The sequence below is a fragment of the Azospirillum sp. BE72 genome (genome assembly GCF_031455875.1).
Lineage (GTDB): Bacteria > Pseudomonadota > Alphaproteobacteria > Azospirillales > Azospirillaceae > Azospirillum.
The window spans coordinates 1-21,986 of the sequence record NZ_JAVDTO010000021.1; the positions used below are offsets into that span (position 1 = coordinate 1).

A 21,986-nucleotide genomic window follows, 5' to 3' on the forward strand; every position below is an offset into this window, starting at 1 on the left:
GGCTCGCTCGCCGGTGCCGGTTCGGTGACGCTGGGCAGCTACACCCTGACGGCCGGCGGCGACAACAGCAGCACGACCTTCTCCGGCGTGCTGTCCGGCACCGGCAACCTGGCAAAGACCGGCACCGGCACGCTGACCCTGTCCGGCACCAACACTTACACCGGCACCACCGGCGTCACCGCCGGCACTCTGTCGGTGACCGGCGGCAGCAACCTGGGCAGCGGCAGCGTGACGCTCAACGGCGGCACGCTGGCGATCACCGGCACCGGCGCCACCGTCTCCAACGCCGTCACCGCCGGCAGCAACGGCGCCACGGTCAGCACCACCAACAGCGCCACCCTGTCGGGCGTCATCAGCGGCACCGGCAGCTTCACCAAGAGCGGTTCCGGCAGCCTGACCCTGTCGGGGGCCAACAGCCACACCGGCGCCACCGCCGTGTCGGCCGGCACGCTGACGCTGAACGGTGGCAGCGCCATCGCCGATGCGGGCGCGGTGACGGTCAGCTTCGGCGCCTTCCTGAGCCTGGGGGCGGCAGAGACCATCGGTTCGCTGGCAGGATCCGGTTCGGTGACGCTGGGCAGCTACACCTTGACGGCCGGTGCCGACAACAGCAGCACCAGCTTCTCCGGCGCGATCGGCGGCACCGGCGGCCTGACCAAGACCGGCACCGGCACGCTGACCCTGTCGGGCGCCAACACCTACACCGGCACCACCACCCTGTCGGGCGGCGGGCTGACGGTGTCCGGCGGCTCGGCGATCAGCGACAGCAGTGCGGTGTCGGTCGGCACCGACACCACCCTGACCCTGTCGGCCAGCGAGACCGTGGGCTCGCTCGCCGGGGCCGGCACCGTGGCGCTCGGCGCCAACACCCTGAGCGCCGGCGGCGACAACGGCAGCACGACCTTCTCCGGCATCCTGACCGGCACCGGCGGCCTGACCAAGCTGGGCACCGGCACCCTGACCCTGTCGGGCACCAACAGCGGCGGCTTCACCGGCACCACGACGGTGCGGGGCGGCGGCACGCTGAGCGTGGCCGGCGACGCCAACCTGGGCGGCGGCACCGTGACGCTGAACGGCGGCACGCTGAGCGTCACCGGGGCGGGCACCATCGACAACGCCTTCGACACCGGGGTCAACGGCGCCACCATCGACACCGGCGTCGCCGTGACGCTGTCCGGCGCCATCGGCGGCAACGACGCGCTGACCAAGACCGGCACAGGCACGCTGACCCTGTCGGGCACCAGCACCTATGCCGGCCCGACCACGGTGTCCGCGGGCACCCTGTTGGTGACGGGCGCGCTGAACGGCACCTCCGGAATGACGGTGGCCTCCGGTGCCACGCTGGGCGGCACCGGCAGCATCTTCGCCGCCGGCTCGTCCAGCACGCTGACGGTGGCCTCCGGCGCCACGCTGGCGCCCGGCGTCGCCGGCATCAGCAACGGCATCGGCACGCTGACCGTCAACGGCAACCTGTCGATGAGCGGCACCCTGGCGGTCGAGATCGCCGGCACCGGCTCCCCCGGCACCAACTACGACCAGGTGATCGTCAGCGGCGGCGTCACGCTGTCCGGCGGCTCCAGCGCCGTCACCGTGACCCGTGTCAACGGCTTCGCCGCCACCAACTCCAGCTATACGGTCATCGACCAGACCGGGGTCGGGGCGGTGTCCAACACGCTGTCCGGGCTGGCGCAGGGCGCCACCATGACCAGCAACGGCGACCTCTACACCGTCGACTATGTCGGCGGCACCGGCAACGACCTGGTGCTGAACGCCATCGTCAACCCGACCGTCTCGTCGGTCACCGCCACCACCGCCGACGGCACCTACAAGGCCGGCAGCACCGTCACCGTCACCGTCACCTTCAACCGGGCGGTGACGGTCACCGGCACGCCGACGCTGGCGCTGAACATCGGCCGCAACGCCACCTACAGCGGCGGGTCGGGGACGACCACGCTGACCTTCACCTACACGGTGCAGGACGGCGACAACGCGACCGACCTCGACTACGCCTCGACGGCTGCGCTGACGCTGAACGGCGGCGGCATCGCCGACAGCTCCACCAGCCTGGACGCGATCCTGACGCTGGCGGCGCCGGGGGGCGCCAGTTCGCTGGGCGCCAACAAGGCGATCGTCATCGACACCGCGGCCCCGACGGTCAGCTCCGTCTCGGCGGTGAACGGCACCTACCGGGCCGGCGAGACCATCGACGTCACCGTCACCTTCAACGAGGCGGTCACCGTCACCGGCACGCCGACCTTCGGCATCACGCTGGACAACGGCACAGTAGTGCAGGCGACCTACCTGTCGGGGTCGGGCGGCACCGCGCTGACCTTCCGCTACACCGTGGGCACCAACCTGGTCGATGCCGACGGCATCGGCATCGGCGGCTCGATCAGCGGCGGCAGCATCGCCGATCTGGTCGGCAACAGCGCGATCCGCACGCTGAACGGCGTCGCCGGCATGGGGGCCGTGCGCATCGACAGCGTCCATCCCACCGTCACCAACGTCACCGCCGGCACCGAGAACGGCACCTACACCACCGGCGAGACCATCTCGATCCAGGTGACCTTCAGTGAGGCGGTGACCGTCAACGGCACCCCGACGCTGGCGCTGAACACCGGCCGCACCGCCACCTACAGCAGCGGGGCCGGCACCAACACGCTGACCTTCACCTACACGGTGCAGGCCGGCGACACCGCCGCCGATCTGGACGCCGTCAGCAGCTCGGCGCTGACCGGGTCGATCACGGACACCGCCGGCAACGCCGGGGTCCTGACCCTGACCATGCCGGGTGACGTGCGGTCGCTGGGCCTGAACAAGGACATAGCCATCGACACCACGGCGCCGACGATCCGCAACATCGTCGCGCCCACCGACGGCACCTACGGCGTCGGCCGGACGATGAGCTTCTATGTCCAGACCAGCGAGGTGGTGATCGTCAACGGTGTCCCGACGATCACGCTGGACGTCGGCGGCCAGACCCGTCAGGCGGTCTACAACCCGGCGGCCAGCAGCGGGACGGTCCTGCGCTTCGACTATGTGGTGCAGGCGGGTGACGCCGACGCCGACGGCATCGCCGTCACCGGACTGAACTACAACGGCGGCAGCATCACCGACCGTGCCCGCATCCCGCTGCCCTCGACGCTGACCGGCATGCCGGGCCTGCAGAACGTCCTGGTCGACACCGTCGCCCCGGCCACCCCCTCGGTCCCGGTGCTGGCGCCCGGACAGGACACCGGCGTCTCCACCACCGACGGGCTGACCAACATCAACCGTCCGACCGTCGGCGGCACGGCGGAAGCCGGCTCCACAGTCACCGTCCTGGTCGACGGCGTGGCGGTCGGCACCACCACCGCCGGAACCGACGGCAGCTGGAGCTACACGCTGACCACCCCGCTGCCCGACGGCACCCATGCCATCACCAGCCGGGCGACCGACCCGGCCGGCAACGGCAGCGGCACCTCGGCGGCGCTGACCCTGACCGTCGACGCCACGCCGCCGGTGCTGTCGACCCCCGCCATCTCCGGCGGTATCGACAACGCGGCCAACGTCACCCCGGTCAACCGCCCGATCCTGACCGGCACCGCCGATCCGAACAGCACGGTCACCGTCATCATCGACGGCGTCACCGTCGGCACGGCCACCGCCGGCAGCGACGGGTCCTGGAGCTTCGCCGTCGTCGCCCCGCTGGCCGACGGCCCGCACAGCGTGACGACCACCGCCACCGACCGCGCCGGCAACATCGGCCGGTCGGGAACGCTGAGCCTGACGGTGGACACCCAGGCCCCGACGGTCTCCGCCGGCGGGACCGCCCCGACGCTGAGCGCCGGCGGCACGGCGACGCTGGGCTCCGCCGTCTCGCTGTCGGACGCCAGTTCGCTGAACCGGGTGACGGTCACCCTGACCGACGCCCGCAGCGGCGACGAGCTGGTGATCGGCGCCCTGCCGGCCGGCATCACCGCGACCCGTGACGGCAACAGCATCGTGCTGACCGGCGCGGCGTCGGCCGCCGACTATCAGGCGGCGGTGCGGGCGATCGGGCTGCGGTCGAGCGCCGGCGACCCGAGCTTCGCCGGGACGGCGGCCAGCCGGTCGATCAGCATCCAGGCCCGCGACCTTGCCGGCAACAGCTCGGCCGCGGCGACGGTCACGGTCACGGTGGCCCGCGCCAGCACGACCACCACCAACACGACCCCGGCGACGACCACGCCCGTCACCGTCAGCGGCAACGGCCCGTCGCAGTCCGGCAGCTCGACGACCGGCTCCTCGTCCAACGGCCCGTCCTCCAACAGCTCCTCCAACAGCGCATTGGGCGGCACCGGCAACACCGGGGCCGGACCGACGCTGCCGGGCGGCGGCGCCAGCGGCACCAGTGGCGGAACCCCCGGCGGTTCGTCCAGCACGGATGCCGGCCGGTCGGTGACGCTGGGCAACATCAGCGGCGGTTCGTCCAGCACGGACGCCGGCCGGTCGGTGACGCTGGGCAACATCAGCGGCGGTTCGTCCAGCACGGATGCCGGCCGGTCGGTGACGCTGAACAGCATCGGCGGCGGCTCGTCCAACTCCAGCAGCGGCTCCGGCAGCGGGCTGGGGGGAAGCGGGCTCGGCGGTGGTTTGGGCGGTGGTTTGGGCGGTGGTTTGGGCGGTGGTTTGGGCAGCGGTCTGGGCGGCAGCCTTGGCGGCGGCCTGAACGGCGGCGGCCTCGGCGGCAGCGGTTTGGGCGGCAATGGCCTGGGCGGCAATGGATTGGGCAGCGGCCTCGGCACCGGCGGCACGCCCGGGGGGACCGGAACGGGCACGGGCCTCGGCACCGGCACCAATACCGGCGGCCAGGGCACTCCCGGCCAAAGCACTCCTGGCCAAAGCACTCCCGGCCAGACCGGCACGCAGGGCAACGGCCTGAACAACGGTCAGGGCCAGGGCCAAGGACAGGGACAAGGCTTGGGCCAGGAGCGGGGCAACGGCCTCGGCACCGGACAGGGCCGCGGCCCGGCGGCCGGACAGCCGGGGACCCAGGGTCTGCAGGGCCAGCAGGGTCAGGGTCAGGGCCAGCAAGGCCAAGGACAGGACCAGCCGCAGGGCCAGCCGCAAAACCAGAACCAGCCCCAGAACCAGGACGCCCCCCAGGATGGCGGCGGCACCCCGGCGGACGGGGCCGGACAGCCGGCGGAGCGTGGTGCGGACGACCGTGCCGAGATCATGCCGGCCTCCCCCGGCTTCGCCCGTCAGGTCGCCCGCGCCCATGGCGGTCCGGCCGGCGCCGCCGACCTGCTGGCGGCACTCGCCAGCCACATCCTGCCCGACAGCCGGGCCGCCTGACGGCGGCCCACCCCTTTCAGTACCCCTTCCTTCCAGCATCGTTTCCTCGTCCAATCCTTTTCCGCCGAACGGAATTGCTCCCGCCATGAAGACTTCGACCGCTCAACTCCGCCGCCGCTTGCTTTCTTCGGTGGTTCCCGTCGCCGTCCTGACGGCATCCCTGCTGGCCGCGGGCTGCGCGGTCAAACCCGAGCCGCTGACGGCCGAGGAGAATCTGGCGCGCGTGCGCAAGGATCTGGGGGTCGTGATGGCCCCGCAGGAGCCGCTGACCAAGGCGGTCTCGATGGACGAGGCGATGGCGCGCGCCATCAAGTACAACCTCGACGAACGCGTGAAGCTGATGGAGGTGGCGGTCGCCACCGACCAGCTGGACCTGTCGCGCTACGACATGCTGCCGCGCGTGGTGGCCGGCGCCGGCTATGTCGGGCGCAACAACGACGCCGGGTCGGAAAGCCTGAACCTCGCCACCGGCCGGCGCACGGGCGAGAGCACCACCGCCACCGACAAGCACCGCCGCACCGGCGATCTCGCCTTCACCTGGAACGTGCTGGATTTCGGCGTCAGCTATCTGCGGGCGCGGCAGAACGCCAATCTGGTGCTGATCGCCGACGAGCGCCGCCGCCGCGTCGTCCAGGGCATCATGCAGGACGTGCGCACCGCCTATTGGCGCGCCGTGGCCGCCGAACGGCTGCTGAAGCGGCTGGAGCCGGTGGAGAAGCGGGTGGAGGGTGCGCGCCGCGACGCCCGCACGCTGGAGGCGCTGCGCGTCCAGGCCCCGCTGCAGGCGCTGACCTACACCCGTACCCTGGTGGAGACCCTGCGCCAGCTGCAGTCGCTGCGGCGCGAGCTGGTGGCGGCGAAGTCGCAGCTGGGCGCGCTGATGGGGCTGCCGCCGGGCGAGCCGTTCGAGATCGAGCTGCCGCCGGCCAGCGTCATGAAGGCGCCGCCCAAGCTGGATGTCGCGGTGGAGGCGCTGGAGACCTACGCCCTGCTGAACCGGCCGGAGCTGCTGGAGGAGAGCTACAACCAGCGCATCTCCGCCGACGAGACCTGGCGGTCGCTGCTGAAGCTGCTGCCGGGCATCGACGTCAATACCGCCCTGCGCTACGACAGCAACAGCTTCCTGCTGAACCAGCGCTGGGCCGATTACGGCGCGCGGATCAGCTGGAACCTGATCAACCTGGTCTCCGCCCCCGCCACCAAGTCCTACGCCGAGGCGCAGGAGGAGCTGGTCGCCTTCCGCCGTCAGGCGCTGAGCATGGCGGTGCTGAGCCAGGTGCATGTGGCGGTGCTGCAGTTCCGCGAACTGAAGCAGGAATTCGCCCTGACCGCCGAGCAGGCCGACCTCGACACCCGCATCCGCTCGCAATACACCAACGTCGGCGAGGCCGGCCAGGTGGGCGAGCTGGGCGTGATCCAGTCGGAGGTAACGGCGCTGCTGTCCGATCTGCGCCGCGACCTGGTGCTGGCCGACCTGCACAACGCCTATGCCCGCGTCATGGTGTCGGCCGGCGTCGATCCGCTGCCCGAGACGATGGCCGCCGACGACCTGCCCAGCCTGACCCAGGCGGTGGGCAAGGGCCTGTCCTCCTGGCAGGAGCGCGCCAACAGCATGCTCCGCGTGAAAGAGTTGGTGGCGAAGGACGCGGCCAAGGCCGAAAAGCCGGAGCCGGCGAAGGCCGAACCGGTGAAGCCGGAGCCCGCCAAGGCGGCGGTGCCCATGGCGGCCGCGCCGGCCGCGCCGGCCCCGGCCCCTGTTGCGGCCTCCGTTGCGCCCCCCGCTCCGGCTGCGGAAGCGCCGAAGGCCGCGGCGGCCGAACCGGCTCCGGCCTCCACGCCTTTCGTTCTGGCGTCTTCCGCAAAGCCTGCCCCGGAACCCGAACAGGCCCCGGCCCCGGTTCCGGTTCCGGCTCCGATTGCGCCCCCCTCCCCTGCCCCCGCCCCCGTTACGGCAGCGAAACAATCGCCTTCCGTCGCCGCTCCGGTTGCGACGGCGTCCTTCTCTCCCGTTATACAGGCCGAGCTTGGGGCTTACGCAAGCCACAGGCTTGCCGAACAGGAATGGGGTATGATCGCCAAACGCCTGGGAACGGGAACGGAAGGGGCCGGCGCCCTGTACGTCACCACCCGGCGCAGCGAGGACGGCAAGCCGATCGTCCAACTGCGCGCAGGCGGTTTCGCCGACCGCGCCGCGGCCGAGCGGTTCTGTCATCGTGTGAAGGACAAGCAGCGGGAATGCACCGTTCGTACCCTCTCGGCTCAGGACATCCAGTTCGACGGCCTGCCGATGGGCAGGGTCGCGTCGCTGTGATCCGTCCTGGTGCTGCGGCCAAAGCCACCGCCCAAGCCGCCGCATTCGTGGCCGTCCTGCTGGGCGCCGTCCTGCTGGGCGGGGGCCTCGCCTCCGCCCCGGCCTTGGCCCAGGACTCATCCCAGGGGCAGGTCCGCGCGCTGATCGAGGCCCGGCGGCATGCGGTCCTGTCCTCCGAGATCCCCGGCCGCATCGCCCGCATGAGCGTCGATGCCGGCCAGAGCTTCAAGGCCGGCGACCTGCTGGTTGCCTTCGACTGCGCCAGCTATCAGGCGGAGCTGGACGCCGCCCGCGCCCAGCTGAACGCCGCGGACGTGACGGCGCGGGTCAACCGGCGCCTGAACAGCCTGCGCTCCATCGGCGAGGCGGAGGTGCAGCTGGCCGAGGCGAAGGCCCAGGTCGCCCGCGCCGACGTCCGCAAGGCGGAGGTGCAGGCCCGGCGCTGCGAGATCAAGGCGCCCTTCGACGGCCGCGCGGTCGAACGCCGGATCCAGGAGCATGAGTCGGTCGCCGCCGGCGCGCCGCTGCTGGAGATCCTGTCCGACCGCGACCTGAAGGTGGAGCTGATCGTCCCCTCCTCCTGGCTGGTGTGGCTGAGGCCGGGGCAGCGCTTCGACCTGCGGGTCGACGAGACCGGGGTCACCCTGCCGGGCGAGGTGGTGCTGCCCGGCGCCAAGGTCGATCCGGCCAGCCAATCGGTGAAGGTGACGGCGAAGCTGACAGGCGATGCTCCGTCCCAGGCGCTTGTCGCCGGCATGAGCGGCACCGCCATCTTCCCCGAACCGGCGCTGTCGGCGCTGCCGGCCGGGACTCAGGGCGCTCCCCAGGGAACTCCCAAACCCGGAACCGCGAAGCCATGAGCGCCGTGATGGCCCAGACCCCGCCCCAGCAGGCGGCGCCGCAAGCGACGACCCAAGCGGCACCGCAGCCGGTCAACGGCCTGCTGATGCTGCTGGAACTGCAGCGGCAGGCGTGGCGGCAGGCGACGGCGCCGGAACTGCGCTATCACATCGTCAACCAGACCCGCCGGCTGATCGCCTACCGGCAGGCCGCCTTCCTGACCCTGGCGGACCGGGGCCGGCCGACGCTGGAGGCGGTGTCCAACATCGCGGTGCTGGAACCGAACGCCCCCTTCGCCCAATGGCTGGAGCAGGCGGTGCGCGCCGTCGCCGCCGGGGCGCAGGCCGATACGGTCCATGTCGTCGACCCCGCCGCCCTGCCCGCCGACGTCCGCGGCGCCTGGGGCGAGTGGGGGCCGGCACAGGTCCTGTGGTGCCCGCTGCGCAAGCCGGAACCCCAGCGGGAGGCCCCCCGGGAAGCACTGCCCGGCGCCCAAGCAGAGAACCGGGACAAGGCCGCTCCGCCCCTGGCCGGCCTGTGGCTGGGCCGCGACGAGCCCTGGACCGACGGCGAAATCCTGCTGCTGAGCCATCTGGCGGAGGGCTACGGCCATGCCTGGTGGGCGCTGTCGGGCAAGCGCGCCAAGCGGCGCGGGCTGCGCCGTGCCCTGCTGCCCCTGCTGGTCCTGCTGGCCGCCGCCGGCGCGCTCGCCATCCCGGTGCCGATGTCGACCCTGGCCCCGGCCGAGATCCAGACCAGCAACCCGGTGATCGTCGCCGCCCCGCTGGACGGCGTGATCGAGCGCTTCCATGTGCAGCCGAACCAGGCGGTGGCTGCCGGACAGCCCTTGTTCAGCTTCGATTCCACCGTGCTGCGCAGCCGCTTCGAGGTGGCGCGCAAGGGCCTGACCCAGGCGGAGGCCGAACTGCTGACCGCCTCCCAGGCCGCCTTCGCCGATCCGCAGACCAAGGCTCGCGTCGCCCAGCTCCGCGCCCAGGTGGAGCTGCGCCGGGCCGAGTTGGCGCTCGCCCGCGACCTGCTGGACCGGGTCACGGTGAAGGCCGAGCGCGCCGGCATCGCCGTCTTCACCGACGTTAACGACTGGCTGGGCAAGCCGTTGTCGGTGGGCGAGCGCGTGCTGACGCTGGCCGACCCGCAGGCGCCGGAGATCGACATCATGGTGCCGGTCGGCGACGCCCTGGTTCTGGAGCCGGGTTCGCCGGTGGAGCTGTTCCTGAACGTCGATCCGCTCCACCCCCTCCGGGCCCGCCTGACCCATGCCAGCTACGAAGCCGGCCTGTCGGCGTCCGGCGTGCTGTCCTACCGTGTCAAGGCGGCGCTGGAACCGAGCCAGACTCCGGGGGACGTCCCGCCGCGCATCGGCCTGCGCGGCACCGCCAAGATCCTGGGCGACCGCGTGCCGCTGGCGCTCTACCTGTTCCGCCGCCCGCTGGCCCTGCTGCGCCAGTCGCTGGGAATTTGAGGGGAAGGAACCGGGGATGGAAAGCCTGCCCCCTCCATCACTCGGCAAGGACCTGAGCGGATGCCTCCTCCTCGGCAAAGCCGCCTCCGGCCAGACCGAGGAACACGAGGACGGCCTTGCCGATCCAGGCCAGATGGGCGGCTTCGAGCACGCCGATCCGATTCCCGACCTTGGCCCGCGGAACCGTCATGATCTTGTCCGCCATGATGCGGGAGGACTGGCTCAGGCCATTGCCGCCGGTCGGCTGGACCAGCCGGCGGAACAGCGGCGCGTCGGTCGGATCGGTCGTGAACGGACAGACGGTGACCGAGGCGGTGCCGGAAAAGCGGTCGTCCTGCAGGATGACGACAGGACGCGGCTTTCCCGCATAGTCAGCCCCGCCGGCCACCGTCCACACCTCGCCCCGCTTCATTCACCGTCATCCAGCGATCCCCAGCCCGCGGCATCGACGAAGCCCTGGTCGTCGGCCTCCTGCGGGCTGCGGGCAACGGCCAGGGACTGGCGCCGGGCTTCGGCGACGAAGGCCGGGCTGCGGACATCGGGGACCCAAATCTGCACCGGACGCAGCCCCTGCGCCCGAAGCCGCGCACGATGCGCCTTCACCTTTTCGCGCGAGCTCTGGCGGATTGCGGGCATGGCGGGCTCCCATCATCGGTTACATGTAACTTGGGCCCGTTCGTCCACACCGTCAACGGCGATGCAGGCTAGGCGCCGCCTCCGCTCCACAGCTCCACGTCATTTCTGACCCGCTTTCCCGAAAAGGACGCCGTCCTCCCGTGTCCATCGCCCTCACGCCCCCCGCCGGTCCCTCTGCCAGCCTCCGCGCCGCCGGTTCCGCCCCCGCCGACCCGCGGGCCGCCATGCGGCTGCCGGGCCTGCGCGACGATCTGGCGCTGTTGCCGGCGCCGGCGGGGCAGGACGGGGCGCCGGGCTGGACCATCCACGATCCGGTGCGCAACCGCTATTTCCGCATCGGGCCGGAGGCCTTCGCGCTGATCGCGCACTGGCACCACGCCAACCCGGCCGCCATCGCCGCGGCGGTGGCGGAGGAGAGCCTGTTCGAGCCGACGGTCGACGACGTCATGGGCTTCTACCAGTTCCTGGCGGCCAACAACCTGACCGTCACCGTCGACACCGCCTTTCTGGCCCGTCAGGCGGCGGCGCGGAAGACCGGCTGGTTCTGGTGGCTGGTCCACAACTACCTGTTCTTCCGCATCCCGCTGGTGCGGCCCGACCGTTTCCTGTCGGCGACGGTGGGGCTGGTGGCGCCCTTCTACAGCCGGGCCTGGCTGGTCCTGGTGCTGCTGACCGCGGTCCTGGCCGGGCTGCTGGTGGCGCGGCAATGGGACGCCTTCCTGCACACCTTCCAACATTTCTTCTCGCCCGAAGGGCTGGCGCTCTACGGCGTCACGCTGCTGGGCACCAAGATCTGCCACGAGCTGGGCCATGCCTACACCGCCAAGCGCTACGGCTGCCGGGTGCCGACCATGGGGCTGGCCTTCCTGGTGATGTGGCCGGTGCTCTACACCGACACCACCGACGCCTGGAGGCTGGTCTCGCGCCGGCAGCGGCTGGCGGTGGGGGCGGCCGGCATGCTGACCGAGCTGACGATCGCCGTCTTCGCCACCCTGGCCTGGAGCTTCCTGCCCGACGGGCCGCTGCGCAGCGCCGCCTATTTCCTGGCGACGGTGAGCTGGATCACCACGCTGGCGATCAACCTCAGCCCCTTCATGCGCTTCGACGGCTATTACCTGCTGTCCGACGCGCTGGACGTGCCCAACCTGCAGGAGCGCGGCTTCGCCATGGCGCGCTGGAAGCTGCGGGAATGGCTATTCGGCCTGGGCATGGCCCCGCCGGAGGAGATGCCGGCGGGGCGGCGCCGCATCCTGCTGGTCTATTCCTACGTCACCTGGGTCTACCGGCTGGTGCTGTTCCTCGGCATCGCGCTGCTGGTCTACCACGTCGCCATCAAGGTATTGGGGATCCTGTTGTTCGTCATCGAGATCGGCTGGTTCATCGCCCGGCCCCTCCTGCACGAGGCGAAGGTCTGGTGGTCCTTGCGCGACCGTTTCCGGGTCAACCTGCGCACCGGGCTGACGCTGGCCGGGCTGGCGGCGGGGGGCGGGCTGACCCTGCTGCCGGTGACCACCACCGTGTCGGTGCCGGTGGTCTGGCGGGCGTCCGGCTTCGCCACCGTATACGCCCCCTTCCCCGCCCGGCTGGAGGAGACGCTGGTCGCCCGCGGCCAAAGCGTGGTGGAGGGCGAGCCGCTGTTCCGCCTGACCGCCCCCGACCTGGAGGGCAAGCTGCGCCAAGCGGAGCTGCGCATCGAGTGGATGCAGGAACAGATCGCCCGCATGACCGCCAGCCGCGAGCAGCTCGACCGCGTGCGGGCGATGGAGGAGGATCTGGCCGCCGCCCTGGCCGAGCGGCAGGGGCTGCTCGACAGCCGCGACCGGCTGGTGGTGCGCGCTCCCCTGTCGGGCACCGTGCGCGACATGGAGGATGCGCTGGCCCCCGGCCGCTGGATCGGGCCGAAGCTGCCGCTGGCGATGGTGGTGGCGCCGGGCAGCGGCGAACTGGTCGGCTATGTCGGCGAGGGCGATTTCGACCGGCTGAGCCCGGGTGCCGGGGCGGAGTTCCATCCGGACGACCCTCTCGCTCCCCGGCGCGCGGCGCGGGTGCGCGCGGTCGATCCGGTCGCCGTATCGGTTCTGGACGTGCCGGCGCTCGCCTCGGTCAATGGCGGCCCGGTGGCGGTGGAGGGACAGGCCGGACCGCAGCCCGGCCAGCCGCATGGCGGTGCCGGCCGCAGTGCGCTCGCCCCGGTGGAGGCGGTCTACCGCATCACCCTGGACGTCGAGCAGGCCGACATCGCGCCCGGAGCTGCAGGCAACGCGCAGGAGGGGCCGGAGCGCGTGACCCGCGGCATCGTCCGCGTGGCGGGCGAGGCCCGCAGCATCGCGGAGCGCTTCTGGCGCATCGCCGCGTCGGTGCTGATCCGCGAAACGGGATTTTGACGCCAGCTTCCGGTGAGCACGGCTCACCGGAACGTGGGATTGGATGACGGACTAAGAGTGTCTATCAAAACCCCGGTATGATGCGCTGAAGGCATTGATTGTCCTCAACCCCAGACCGGTTCTGATCTGCACTCTTACACGAACCAAGGGTTGAGCACTTCAATGCTGATCCACGCGGATTGTTCAGAATCGCACATAATGTGAAATTCCTCGTTTTTTATAGACCCGCTAAGCGCTTCTATATATGATTTAATTCACTACATACGCCTTATGTTGTAAGCGGAACATTGGAGGCAAAAAGAGCGCCAGGAAAGAGCTAGTGCTTTCATGATTATCTCAAAATATTATGATGAAATCTGAAGAAGGTCGTAAAATGTCAGAGCCCGTTCTTACTATTCTCGTCCCTACTTACAATAGATCTGTATTTTTGAGATCTATGATTTTAGACTTGGTTAAAGCAGTTCATGCCCTGCCAAGCGGTTCTGTTGAGATATTTGTTTCTGATAATAATTCTAATGATGATACTGAAAGTATTATTGCGGAAATTTCTGAGAAATATTCTTTTCTGAAGTATCATAAGCATGAAAAACATTATCACTCCGGGGAAGAGAATATCTTCTATGCCATACATTTGTGCTCCGGGCAGTACGTTTGGACTGTTTCCGATGATGACAAGCTTGTTGATGGCGCCGTCGAATACATCTATAACGTGTGTAAAAAAGATTTGTACGACTTTATGCTCATCAATGTTTCACACTACAGCACAAATGGTAATCTCCGCGTCTTCTCGTATATTCCCCATGAATCTGCAAAGCCTCTTCTTTCGCGCCCATCTTATAATCTCCTTGATATCATTGAGGCATTTGGCTTTCTCGGCCTCATCACAAGCATATCCTCTGCGGTTTTCCGTAGGGATCCGGTAAAGAACTCGAATATCGAGGAGTATCTTGCACTTTCTCCGATATATTCTCATGCTGCAATATATATTGATGCATTCAAACATCGCCCATCAATATATATTGACAAGCCACTTGTCATGGTCTTCGACGATGAGGGGCTTGCGCTGGAAAAAATCGCTTTCGTGTCGGCAAGAACGAAAACAAAGCGCTTTTACTCGTGGACTGTTGGTGCGTGCAAACTCATTGAGCGTCTTGGCATTTGCGTCGAGCGCGTGCAGGAGGCCGGCCCCCACGGGCGCGCCTATCTCGCTGATCTGATCATCAGCATGGTATGCGATCAGCTTGATTATTGGCTGACGACGCAGCAGCCAAGCGAAGCCTTGACGGCTGAAGATTTCAGCGTGATCGCCCGCGCGTTCGCGACGGCCTCTCCCCGCCACTTATTCCTTCTTCAGCGCTTAGAGAAGGCCATCTTCCTTGCTCGGCCGTACGCCATGCCAACTGAATCCAGCTCAGCTTCCTTTTTCAAGGGGATGAGCACACTATCAGATCAAGCATCGGCAAAATTCAAGGATGTTCTATTTGAAACGATAAGGTCCATATCAAGTGAAGTTAAGGGAGCGCTTGTCGCCAACCCAGCTCCTGTGAATGAGACTCTTAACTATAAAGGATACAAGATTCAAATAATAAACGATATATTGGTTGCTTATTCAAGGGGTCATGAACCCACTGTTCCATATAACAATATATATGAGCACTTTCCCTATCGTCTGATCTGTCAGAGCGTCGAGAACGCAATGAAAAGGATTGATGATATCAGTGCACTTGTCGAGAACGTGTGAATTTGGTTTCGGAGAATATAATGCCCTTCCAGAACAAGCCTCTTCTGACCGTCCTCATTCCAACTTATAATCGGGCTTGGTTTGTTGCGCATGTGTTACACCGTTTTTTGGAGCAGCCGGCGTCAAAGTCGGGCGAGGTGGAGTTTCTGGTTTCAGATAATCAGTCTCCGGACGATACGGCGTCGGTTGTTCAGGAGATCGCCCGAGACCACCAGGCAGTCCGCTACTTCTGCCAGGAGCAGCATCTCCCGACAGGAGAAGAAAATCTTTTGCACGCACTGGCACAGTGCCGCGGCGAATATGTTTGGCCCATGTCCGACGATGATGAGCCGGAACAAGGATCTCTGGAGAAAATCCTAAATATTATCAAGGAAAGTGGGGCTGACTTCCATCTTTCCAATATTCGTATAGTTTCTTTGTCTGGAGAAACACTGCACGACCGACTTGTTAAGAATCAAAACGTTCCATCCGATATTTCGGTATTGGAGCTGGTAAAGAATTTTGGCTTCGTAACCACAGTTTGCTGCTTCTCCGCTGTCATATTTAGGAAAAGCTTGATCGAAGGATTGGATTGGCGCGAATTCTGCGCGATATCGCCAATCTATTGCCACGTTCCGCTCTACATAGCGGCTTTTAAAAATAGAAAATCCATCTTCATTCATGAGCCGCTTGTACGGTATCGATTTGAAGGGACTCCAGTTTCCGCTTGGGGTGAGGTTGGGAGACAAAGAGCCCAGCAGTTTTACTTCCCGTGGACGATCGGGTTGATGCGGCATTTCGCGAACTTGCGGCGCCTCAAATTCATTGATGCTGACTTTTACCACTCCATTCTGGAAAATGGTGTGACTGGTCAGTTTCACCTTTCAAGGTCTGTGCTTCAAACCTTGATCGATCAGGTGATGCGCTGGGTCAACACGAAGAACGAAAGGGAAAGGCTGACTCAGAAAGAGTTCAGCGAAATAATGACTGAGTATGCGGCAGGACCGCAAGAAACGCTGAACTGGCTGTATGATGTCCAGAAGATTGTAATTTTCCTAAACCAGCTTTGGCCGGACACCACGAATGCGGTGCTACGCAGTTCGAATCGACCAGTGACCCCCCGAACGATGCTTGATGCTTTGCCCCCTCAAGTTTCCACCAGCCTGGAGCAGGAATGGTTGGAAGAGGTTCGGCAGAAGTTGGGTGCTTTGCGTGCTCAGATGAATCCTGGAATTTCTTTGGAAGCAAAAGCAAGCTTCCTCGGCTTTGATGTGCTTCGTATTGCAAATCGGTTCGTTGCCCTTCCGTCCGACCAAGCCAAGCGCCTTGCTGCAACAGGGCAGGTCTACTGGGCACTTCTCTCGCGAAGCCCTTCGCTACTCTCCTCAGGAACTCTGGAAGGGGTGCGATATCTGATTTTCCACCGCGCCTTCAAGCGCGGAATGACATCAGCACTCGAAATTCCTTTTCTGGCTCATGTCCTTATTCCGAATGGAAGCGGCTGCCTCGTAGGCGACGCAGATCGTACGGACTTCCGTTTCGAAGCCTCCACGGCTATGGCAGTTGCTCAGCTCGTCGAAGGGGCTTCTGAAGGCAGGACGATGGGCGCTTTCGTATCGGCAGATATGTTCAGGACATCGGGTCAGAGAGGAGCGCGCCAGTCCCAGCCGGAGATGGGCGTTATGGTCGGCTGCAAACTTGAGAACCGGTTCCTGTGGTCTACCGATCCTGCCCGTCACCCATGGGCAGGCAAGGGCGGACATTTGGTGAGGGTCCAGCATGCCCCCCTGGAACAACATCAAGCTGTCGCCATTCTAGAAGATGCTGAGGCTGGCGAGCATTTCCTGTACCAGAATGCAGATATTTCCACAAAAGATGGCCTGACTGTTTCAGTGTTCGTACGGCCGGAAGCGCGACGCAAATGTTGGATCTTCTGCTCCAGTAACGCGGGAATCAGCTTTGGTGCCGTATTTGACCTCGATCAGGGTATCGTCGTCGACACCGGCAACGACAACACTGGAGGACCTCTGCGTACCACCATCAAGCCAGCAGCCAATGGTTGGTATCAATTGACGTTGTCTGGTTTGGTCGGTCAAGAGATACAGAATGTGATGGTCGCGGTATTTGCGCTCAACGATCAGAACAATGCACTCTTCACCGGAGAAGGGAGAGTGGCACTTTCGATTGCGGCTCCCCAGCTGGCGAAGGGGATAGACGATGTTGGGTACATGGCTACTTCTGAACAGGTGATCGAGCAAGGGAATGCAGTAGCTGTGCTCGATCTGCCTGTTTGGAAGCAGGGCTCCGGTCGGAGCGTAATGTTTGATGTCTCCTTTTCCCAAACGTCCTTCAAGCAATCCGTCTGGCTGGGTATCCTTGATGCTGCCGGTCTGGAATGTGCTACGGCCGGGGTGGATGGCGACGGTCGCCTGCTTTTGATGGATGCGACCGGTCGTAAAGGCAAAGTTGTAGGTACGCTTCCACTGGAAAAGAGAACTTCCGTCCTGTTGTGTCTTGGCAAAGATCGTGTTGAATTGGGCAGCACATGTGGTTCATTTGCCGCAGTTCTCATGACTGATGCATCCACCGCAACGCAACTGCGTTTCGGCCCCTCCGCTGCTCAGGATGGCCACCCTATGCAGCTTTTCGATGCCTCTATTTGGGATGACGCTGACACGTATGTGGAATCTGCCTTCATTCCTGCAATCGGCACGGAAGCATCGAAGGAGTTCGTGTAATACTGCTGATATCTGCCAGTTTCAGTTGATGGCGGTTAGGGCTGATATGATCCAACCTCATCAAGCAGCTTTGGTAAATCTTTTGAGAGCCGCTTGAAGTTTGAATCGCTTCGGTCGCATCCCCGGTAAGTTTGCGCGTACCGATCTTCGTCAATTAACTATGATTCCTATTCTTGAGTCCATCAGATGCTTACTGAAGCATCTGATGGACTCAAGACATTTGCTTTTCCGTGCGACTCACACTTCAGACGATTCCATCTGAAACGATCGTACTCTAGTTCGCACCGAACAAAGAACGGCATTTTTCTCCAATATCCAGAACAGGTGAAATGTATTTAGATGCCTTCCTATAAATTTCCATATCTACCGAACAATACTCATTGAGCATGTCAACAGTGGATTGCGAAAATTCTTGCTTATTCACAAAAGACTTGTTTATGAAAGGAACCTCTATGTCCGACACAACGTCAAAGAACAGACAAACAACAAAAACCGTGTCCTGTAACCTCTCGCTGATGCCAAAAAACCATTCATCGGATTCGACAAGGGCATCAAAACGCTCAATTATTTGATATTTTCTGTCAGTAAGCTGCTGCTTTGTCATAAAGTTGCTTGGATGAGCAAGAAGAAACTCATCATTTCCAGAAATAATAGTGTTATAAATACATTGACTGTACTTCCAGCAAACCCACGGATTTTCCTCAACGAATTGATCTATAGAAAGATTAGATCCTGTATGCTTCCAATAGCTTACCACTCTCTCTATTGGATCTCTCAATAAAACTATTTTGGTGCATTTTATTTGATCGACAATCGGAAACAAAGTGTGATGATGTATGACGTTTCTTGATATTTCTGGAGACTGGCGTGCATAATGCTTGCGGGCAGACAATCCAGCTTCCAACATTGGCAGACAAGTGTAAATGTCTTGTGTTACAGCCATTGACCCAGAAAATATATCCAACCCAAACAACACCTCATTCAGGCGCGTTCTACAGAATGACCAGAAGCTGCTCCCAGCAGTTCTCGGAACATGCCAAAATAGAACATTCTCATTGCGGCTAAATTCTAAATGCTTTTTTCTAAATATATCATTATTATTCATGATCTCTAAAAGATCTGATGCACCATATTGAATTTTTGTCTTGCTTTCCGGTGCCACTACTTCTCTCCGCTTCATACCTGATGGGCTACGGCATCGGTAACCATGCAGAATGCCCTCTACATCAAAACTATCAAAAGGTGGTGCTGCCAGACAATGGCAGCTTGCAGGTTCCTGATTGGCGCCTCAAGTTTTCTGGGGTTGTCGGATTTCTATACCAGCACCCGGTATGTACCAGCCGATGCACTTCAGTGCGCCTATACCATGCCGACGGCAAGCAGCCCGGCATCCGCCGTCGCGAAACCGCTTGAGGCCGGACGGACATAGCCGATCGGGTTGGGGCGCGGTTCATTGCGGCCATACTGGATGAAATGGACCAGCGCCTGCTGCTGGTCGCTGCCGAAGGCACGCTGGAGGTCGGGGTTGGCCGTCAGATAGGCGAGCGCGTTGAACCTGGTCGGACGCCCGTCCGCCTGCCCGGTGGACTGGTAATGGGTGGTTGCGGCCGCGGTATCGGTGCCGAAACGCGCGGCCAGGTCCGGGTTGGCGGCCAGATAGCTCAGCGCGTCGAAGCCGGCGGCATCGCGCCGCGGCGTATTGCCGTAGAGGACGACATAGAGCTTCACCTGCTGCTCGCTGCCCGAGAAGACGCTCAGCAGGTCGGGGTTGGCCAGCAGATGGTCGTGGGCGTTGAAGCTGGTGGCGCGGTTCTCCAGCCGGCCGTAGCGGATGTAATGCTCCTGCGCCCGCACCGGGTCGTTGCCGATGGAGGCGGCGAGGTCGCGGTTCGCCGCCAGATAGGAGAGCGCGTCGAAGCTGGTGCTGCGCCCCTCCCGCCGGCCGCTGGACAGGTAATGGCCGGCCGCCCGGGCGGTGTCGGTGCCGAAGGCGGCGGCAAGGTCGGGGTTGGCGGCCAGATAGGCCAGCGGGTCGAAGGTGATGCCGCGCCCCTCAGTCCGGCCGGAGGTCACGTAATGGCGGGCCGCCGCCACCGGATCCAGTCCGAAGGCCGCCGCCAGATCCGGGTTCGACACCAGATAGCCGTAACCGTCGAACCGGGTGCCGCGCCCCTCCCGCTGGCCGCTGGACAGGTAATGACGGGTGGCGGCGACGCTGTCAGTGCCGAAGACGGCGGCCAGGTCGGGGTTGGCGGCCAGATAGGCCAGCGGATCGAAGCTTCCGGCCGACCGGCCCTCCCGCCGACCCAACACCAGATAATGCCGGCTCGCCGCCGCAGGGTCGGTACCGAAGGCCGCCGCCAGGTCCGGGTTGGCGGCGAGATAGGAAAGGGGATCGAAGGAGCGGGTCGCCCGCCCCTCCCCCAGGCCGAAGCGCAGGTAATGCTCGCGCGCCGCGGTCGCGTCGGTGCCGAAGGCGGCGGCCAGATCGGGGTTGGAGGCGAGATAGGCCAGCGGGTCGAAGCCGGCCATCGTCTCGGCCAGCGGGGTCACCCGCAAGGTCACTGTCTGGCCGCTGACCGCGCCCTGGCTGTCGGTGACGGTGTAGGCGAAGGAGCCCGGCGATGCCGGGGTGCCGATCGGGGCGTGATAGCTCAGGCCGGCCAGATCGGCCGTGCCGAGCGTCATCCCAGCGGTGACGGCGGTGCCGTTGGCCAGCCGGAGCGTGCCGGCGGCCGGCAGCCAGGCCAGCGTCACCGTCATGCCGTCGCCTTCGTCCGGGTCGCTCGGCCGGTCGATGCCGAGCGCGATGGCTGGCCCGCCTTCCAGGACGGTCAGGGTCTTGTCGCCCTGGACGGCCGGCGGCCGGTTGGCCGGGCGCGAGGCGATGGTGAAGCCGATCCAGCGGCTCCAACCCACGCCGTTGTAGGCGCGCACCGACAGCTCGTCGAGGCTGGTCAGGCTGGAGGCGGCGAAGGTGACGCCGGCGAAGGCCGCCGCGGTCAGCGAAACCACGGCGCCGGTCGCCTGCGCCGTCCCGCCGACCACCAGGGAACCGGCGCCGTTGGTGTTGTCGACCAGTTCATACCGGGTGACGAGGCCGCCGGCCGGATCGGTCGCCGTGATCAGGCTGGCCAGCGTGATCGAGGAGCCGATGGAAACCCGGCCGGCCCGTGCGGTGACCGCCGGAGGCATCAGGCTGATGCGGGTGTCGGCGAACAGGGCGTATTCGACGTCCGTCAGCGTGTCGATGCCCTCGCCGCCGCCGGAGATGGTGGCGCCGTCGGCGGTGACGGTGACGGTGTAGGAGGCGCGGCTGCCGTTGTAGACCGCGGTGTCGGTGCCGCCGCCGCCCTGCAGCGTATCGTCGCCCGCCCCGCCGGTCAGCGTGTCGTCGCCCGCTCCGCCGGTCAGCAGATTGTTGGCGGAATTGCCGATCAGGATGTCGCTGCCGCCGCCGCCGATGGCGGTCTCGATGGTGACGCCCGCGGCGATCGCCACATTGCCGACCGCCACCCCGCCCGACCCGTTGGGACCGATGGAGCTGAAGGCGCCGGGCGTCAGGTCGATGGTGACGGCCGACGCCTGCCCGCCGGCGTCGATGGTGTCGGTGCCGCCGGCATCCCAGATGGCTTGGGAGACCGCGACGGTGTTGCTGGCGAAGGCATAGCGGTCGTCGCCGATGCGGGTGGCGGTGTTGGCGCCGTACAGGTACTGGACCGCCGCGATGTCGTACAGCGCCGGCCCCGTCGCCAGCCCGTTCAGGCCCAGGCTGGGGTGCCGGTTGTAGGACATCAGCGTGTAGCGGTAATTGTCCTCGGCCGTGGACAGGTAGGGCGGCTCGCCCCCGCTGCCGGTGGCGTTGTAGTTGCCGGGATGCTTCAGCCCGATGGCGTGCCCGATCTCGTGCAGGATGGTCAGGTAGCCGTAGCTGCCCTGCGTCGGGCTGGCATTGGTCGTGCTGCTGTTGGAAAGATAGATGTCGCCGCCGCCGTCATAGAGCGAGCCGGTGGGATAATAGGCGTAGGCGGCGCTGGAGCCTTGCCGGTTGGTGCCGATGCGGATCGACCCGCCCTGCCCGCTGTTGGCGCTGTCGGAGGTCTCGACGAAGAAGATGTTGGCGACGGCGCTCCAGGCGGCGAAGGCCTGCCGCACCGCGTCGCGCTGCCCGCCGGACAACGGCGCGAAGCCGCTCCTGTCCGAGGTGGAGGCGTAGGACGGCGCCTGTTCCATGAAGCTGTAGCTGACCGTCGCCCCGTTGCCGACGGCGCCGCCGCCCCAGCGCGGCGTTCCCGGCGCCAGCAAGGTCGAGACGGTGGCGGTGAGGGTGCCCTGCGGCTGCACCCCCCCCTGCGGGTCCGGCCCTGCGGCGATGGGAGCGGCGCTCCAGCCGGCGGCGCTGCACAGGAGGCAGGAACAGGCGCGCATCGGATCGGCCGAAGCGTCGTACAGGTCGGAGAGGGTGGTCGTCATGGCCGGGAGGGAATCCGCACCGCGGATTGCGGCTCCGGCACTTTACAACCTTCCATTCCCCTGTCGAAAGAGGTGGAGAACC

The 21,986-nt window shown here is 65.2% G+C and carries 11 protein-coding genes; 7 read left to right on the plus strand and 4 right to left on the minus strand.

Annotation, left to right across the window (positions count from 1 at the left end):
* From J2Y49_RS29020 to J2Y49_RS29035, 4 genes are all read left to right on the plus strand, one after another.
* Window positions 1–5,319: Ig-like domain-containing protein (locus tag J2Y49_RS29020; protein ID WP_310118995.1), on the plus strand; the 5,319-nt coding region annotated here is incomplete at its 5' end.
* An 85-nt stretch (window positions 5,320–5,404) separates the two neighbouring features.
* Complete coding sequence (locus J2Y49_RS29025; protein ID WP_310118997.1) at window positions 5,405–7,630, plus strand: TolC family protein; 2,226 nt, start codon at window positions 5,405–5,407, stop codon at window positions 7,628–7,630.
* Window positions 7,627–8,490, plus strand: coding sequence for an efflux RND transporter periplasmic adaptor subunit (locus J2Y49_RS29030; protein WP_310118999.1), 864 nt, complete (start codon window positions 7,627–7,629; stop codon window positions 8,488–8,490). The genes J2Y49_RS29025 and J2Y49_RS29030 overlap by 4 nt, the downstream gene beginning before the upstream one ends.
* Window positions 8,487–9,953: an HlyD family efflux transporter periplasmic adaptor subunit gene (locus J2Y49_RS29035; protein ID WP_310119000.1), complete on the plus strand. Its 1,467-nt coding sequence runs from the start codon at window positions 8,487–8,489 to the stop codon at window positions 9,951–9,953. Before J2Y49_RS29030 ends, J2Y49_RS29035 begins: the two co-directional genes overlap by 4 nt.
* 37 nt (window positions 9,954–9,990) lie before the next feature.
* Here J2Y49_RS29035 and J2Y49_RS29040 read toward each other — a convergent pair whose 3' ends face one another.
* Both J2Y49_RS29040 and J2Y49_RS29045 read right to left on the minus strand, forming a co-directional pair.
* Window positions 9,991–10,365, minus strand: a complete 375-nt coding sequence (locus J2Y49_RS29040; RefSeq protein ID WP_310119001.1) for a type II toxin-antitoxin system PemK/MazF family toxin — start codon at window positions 10,363–10,365, stop codon at window positions 9,991–9,993.
* Window positions 10,362–10,589, minus strand: a complete 228-nt coding sequence (locus J2Y49_RS29045) for an antitoxin MazE family protein (RefSeq protein ID WP_310119002.1) — start codon at window positions 10,587–10,589, stop codon at window positions 10,362–10,364. The genes J2Y49_RS29040 and J2Y49_RS29045 overlap by 4 nt, the downstream gene beginning before the upstream one ends.
* Window positions 10,590–10,729: 140 nt before the next feature.
* Here J2Y49_RS29045 and J2Y49_RS29050 point away from each other — a divergent pair, with 140 nt between their 5' ends.
* The 3 genes from J2Y49_RS29050 (at window position 10,730) to J2Y49_RS29060 (ending at window position 17,431) form a co-directional block, all read left to right on the plus strand.
* Window positions 10,730–12,973 carry a biotin/lipoyl-binding protein gene (locus J2Y49_RS29050; protein WP_310119003.1) on the plus strand — a complete coding sequence of 748 codons (2,244 nt, stop codon included), beginning with the start codon at window positions 10,730–10,732 and terminating at the stop codon, window positions 12,971–12,973.
* 373 nt (window positions 12,974–13,346) lie between these two features.
* Window positions 13,347–14,714 (plus strand): glycosyltransferase family 2 protein, encoded by a 1,368-nt coding sequence (locus tag J2Y49_RS29055; protein ID WP_310119004.1) that lies wholly within the window; start codon window positions 13,347–13,349, stop codon window positions 14,712–14,714.
* 20 nt (window positions 14,715–14,734) lie between these two features.
* On the plus strand, window positions 14,735–17,431 hold the full coding sequence (locus J2Y49_RS29060) for a glycosyltransferase family 2 protein (RefSeq protein WP_310119005.1): 2,697 nt from the start codon (window positions 14,735–14,737) through the stop codon (window positions 17,429–17,431).
* A 274-nt stretch (window positions 17,432–17,705) separates the two neighbouring features.
* Here the strand turns inward: J2Y49_RS29060 and J2Y49_RS29065 are convergent, their stop codons facing one another.
* Window positions 17,706–18,593 (minus strand): sulfotransferase family 2 domain-containing protein, encoded by an 888-nt coding sequence (locus J2Y49_RS29065; protein WP_310119006.1) that lies wholly within the window; start codon window positions 18,591–18,593, stop codon window positions 17,706–17,708.
* Window positions 18,594–18,790: 197 nt separating this feature from the next.
* Window positions 18,791–21,904: a M10 family metallopeptidase C-terminal domain-containing protein gene (locus J2Y49_RS29070; RefSeq protein WP_310119007.1), complete on the minus strand. Its 3,114-nt coding sequence runs from the start codon at window positions 21,902–21,904 to the stop codon at window positions 18,791–18,793.
* Between the last annotated feature and the right edge of the window lie 82 nt (window positions 21,905–21,986).

Bases quoted from the DNA above. Each gene is read 5' to 3' on its own strand.
- J2Y49_RS29025 (WP_310118997.1), top strand. From the start codon at position 5,405: ATGAAGACTTCGACCGCTCAACTCCGCCGCCGCTTGCTTTCTTCGGTG.
- J2Y49_RS29035 (WP_310119000.1), top strand. From the start codon at position 8,487: ATGAGCGCCGTGATGGCCCAGACCCCGCCCCAGCAGGCGGCGCCGCAA.
- J2Y49_RS29040 (WP_310119001.1), bottom strand. From the start codon at position 10,365: ATGAAGCGGGGCGAGGTGTGGACGGTGGCCGGCGGGGCTGACTATGCG.
- J2Y49_RS29045 (WP_310119002.1), bottom strand. From the start codon at position 10,589: ATGCCCGCAATCCGCCAGAGCTCGCGCGAAAAGGTGAAGGCGCATCGT.
- J2Y49_RS29055 (WP_310119004.1), top strand. From the start codon at position 13,347: ATGTCAGAGCCCGTTCTTACTATTCTCGTCCCTACTTACAATAGATCT.
- J2Y49_RS29060 (WP_310119005.1), top strand. From the start codon at position 14,735: ATGCCCTTCCAGAACAAGCCTCTTCTGACCGTCCTCATTCCAACTTAT.
- J2Y49_RS29070 (WP_310119007.1), bottom strand. From the start codon at position 21,904: ATGACGACCACCCTCTCCGACCTGTACGACGCTTCGGCCGATCCGATG.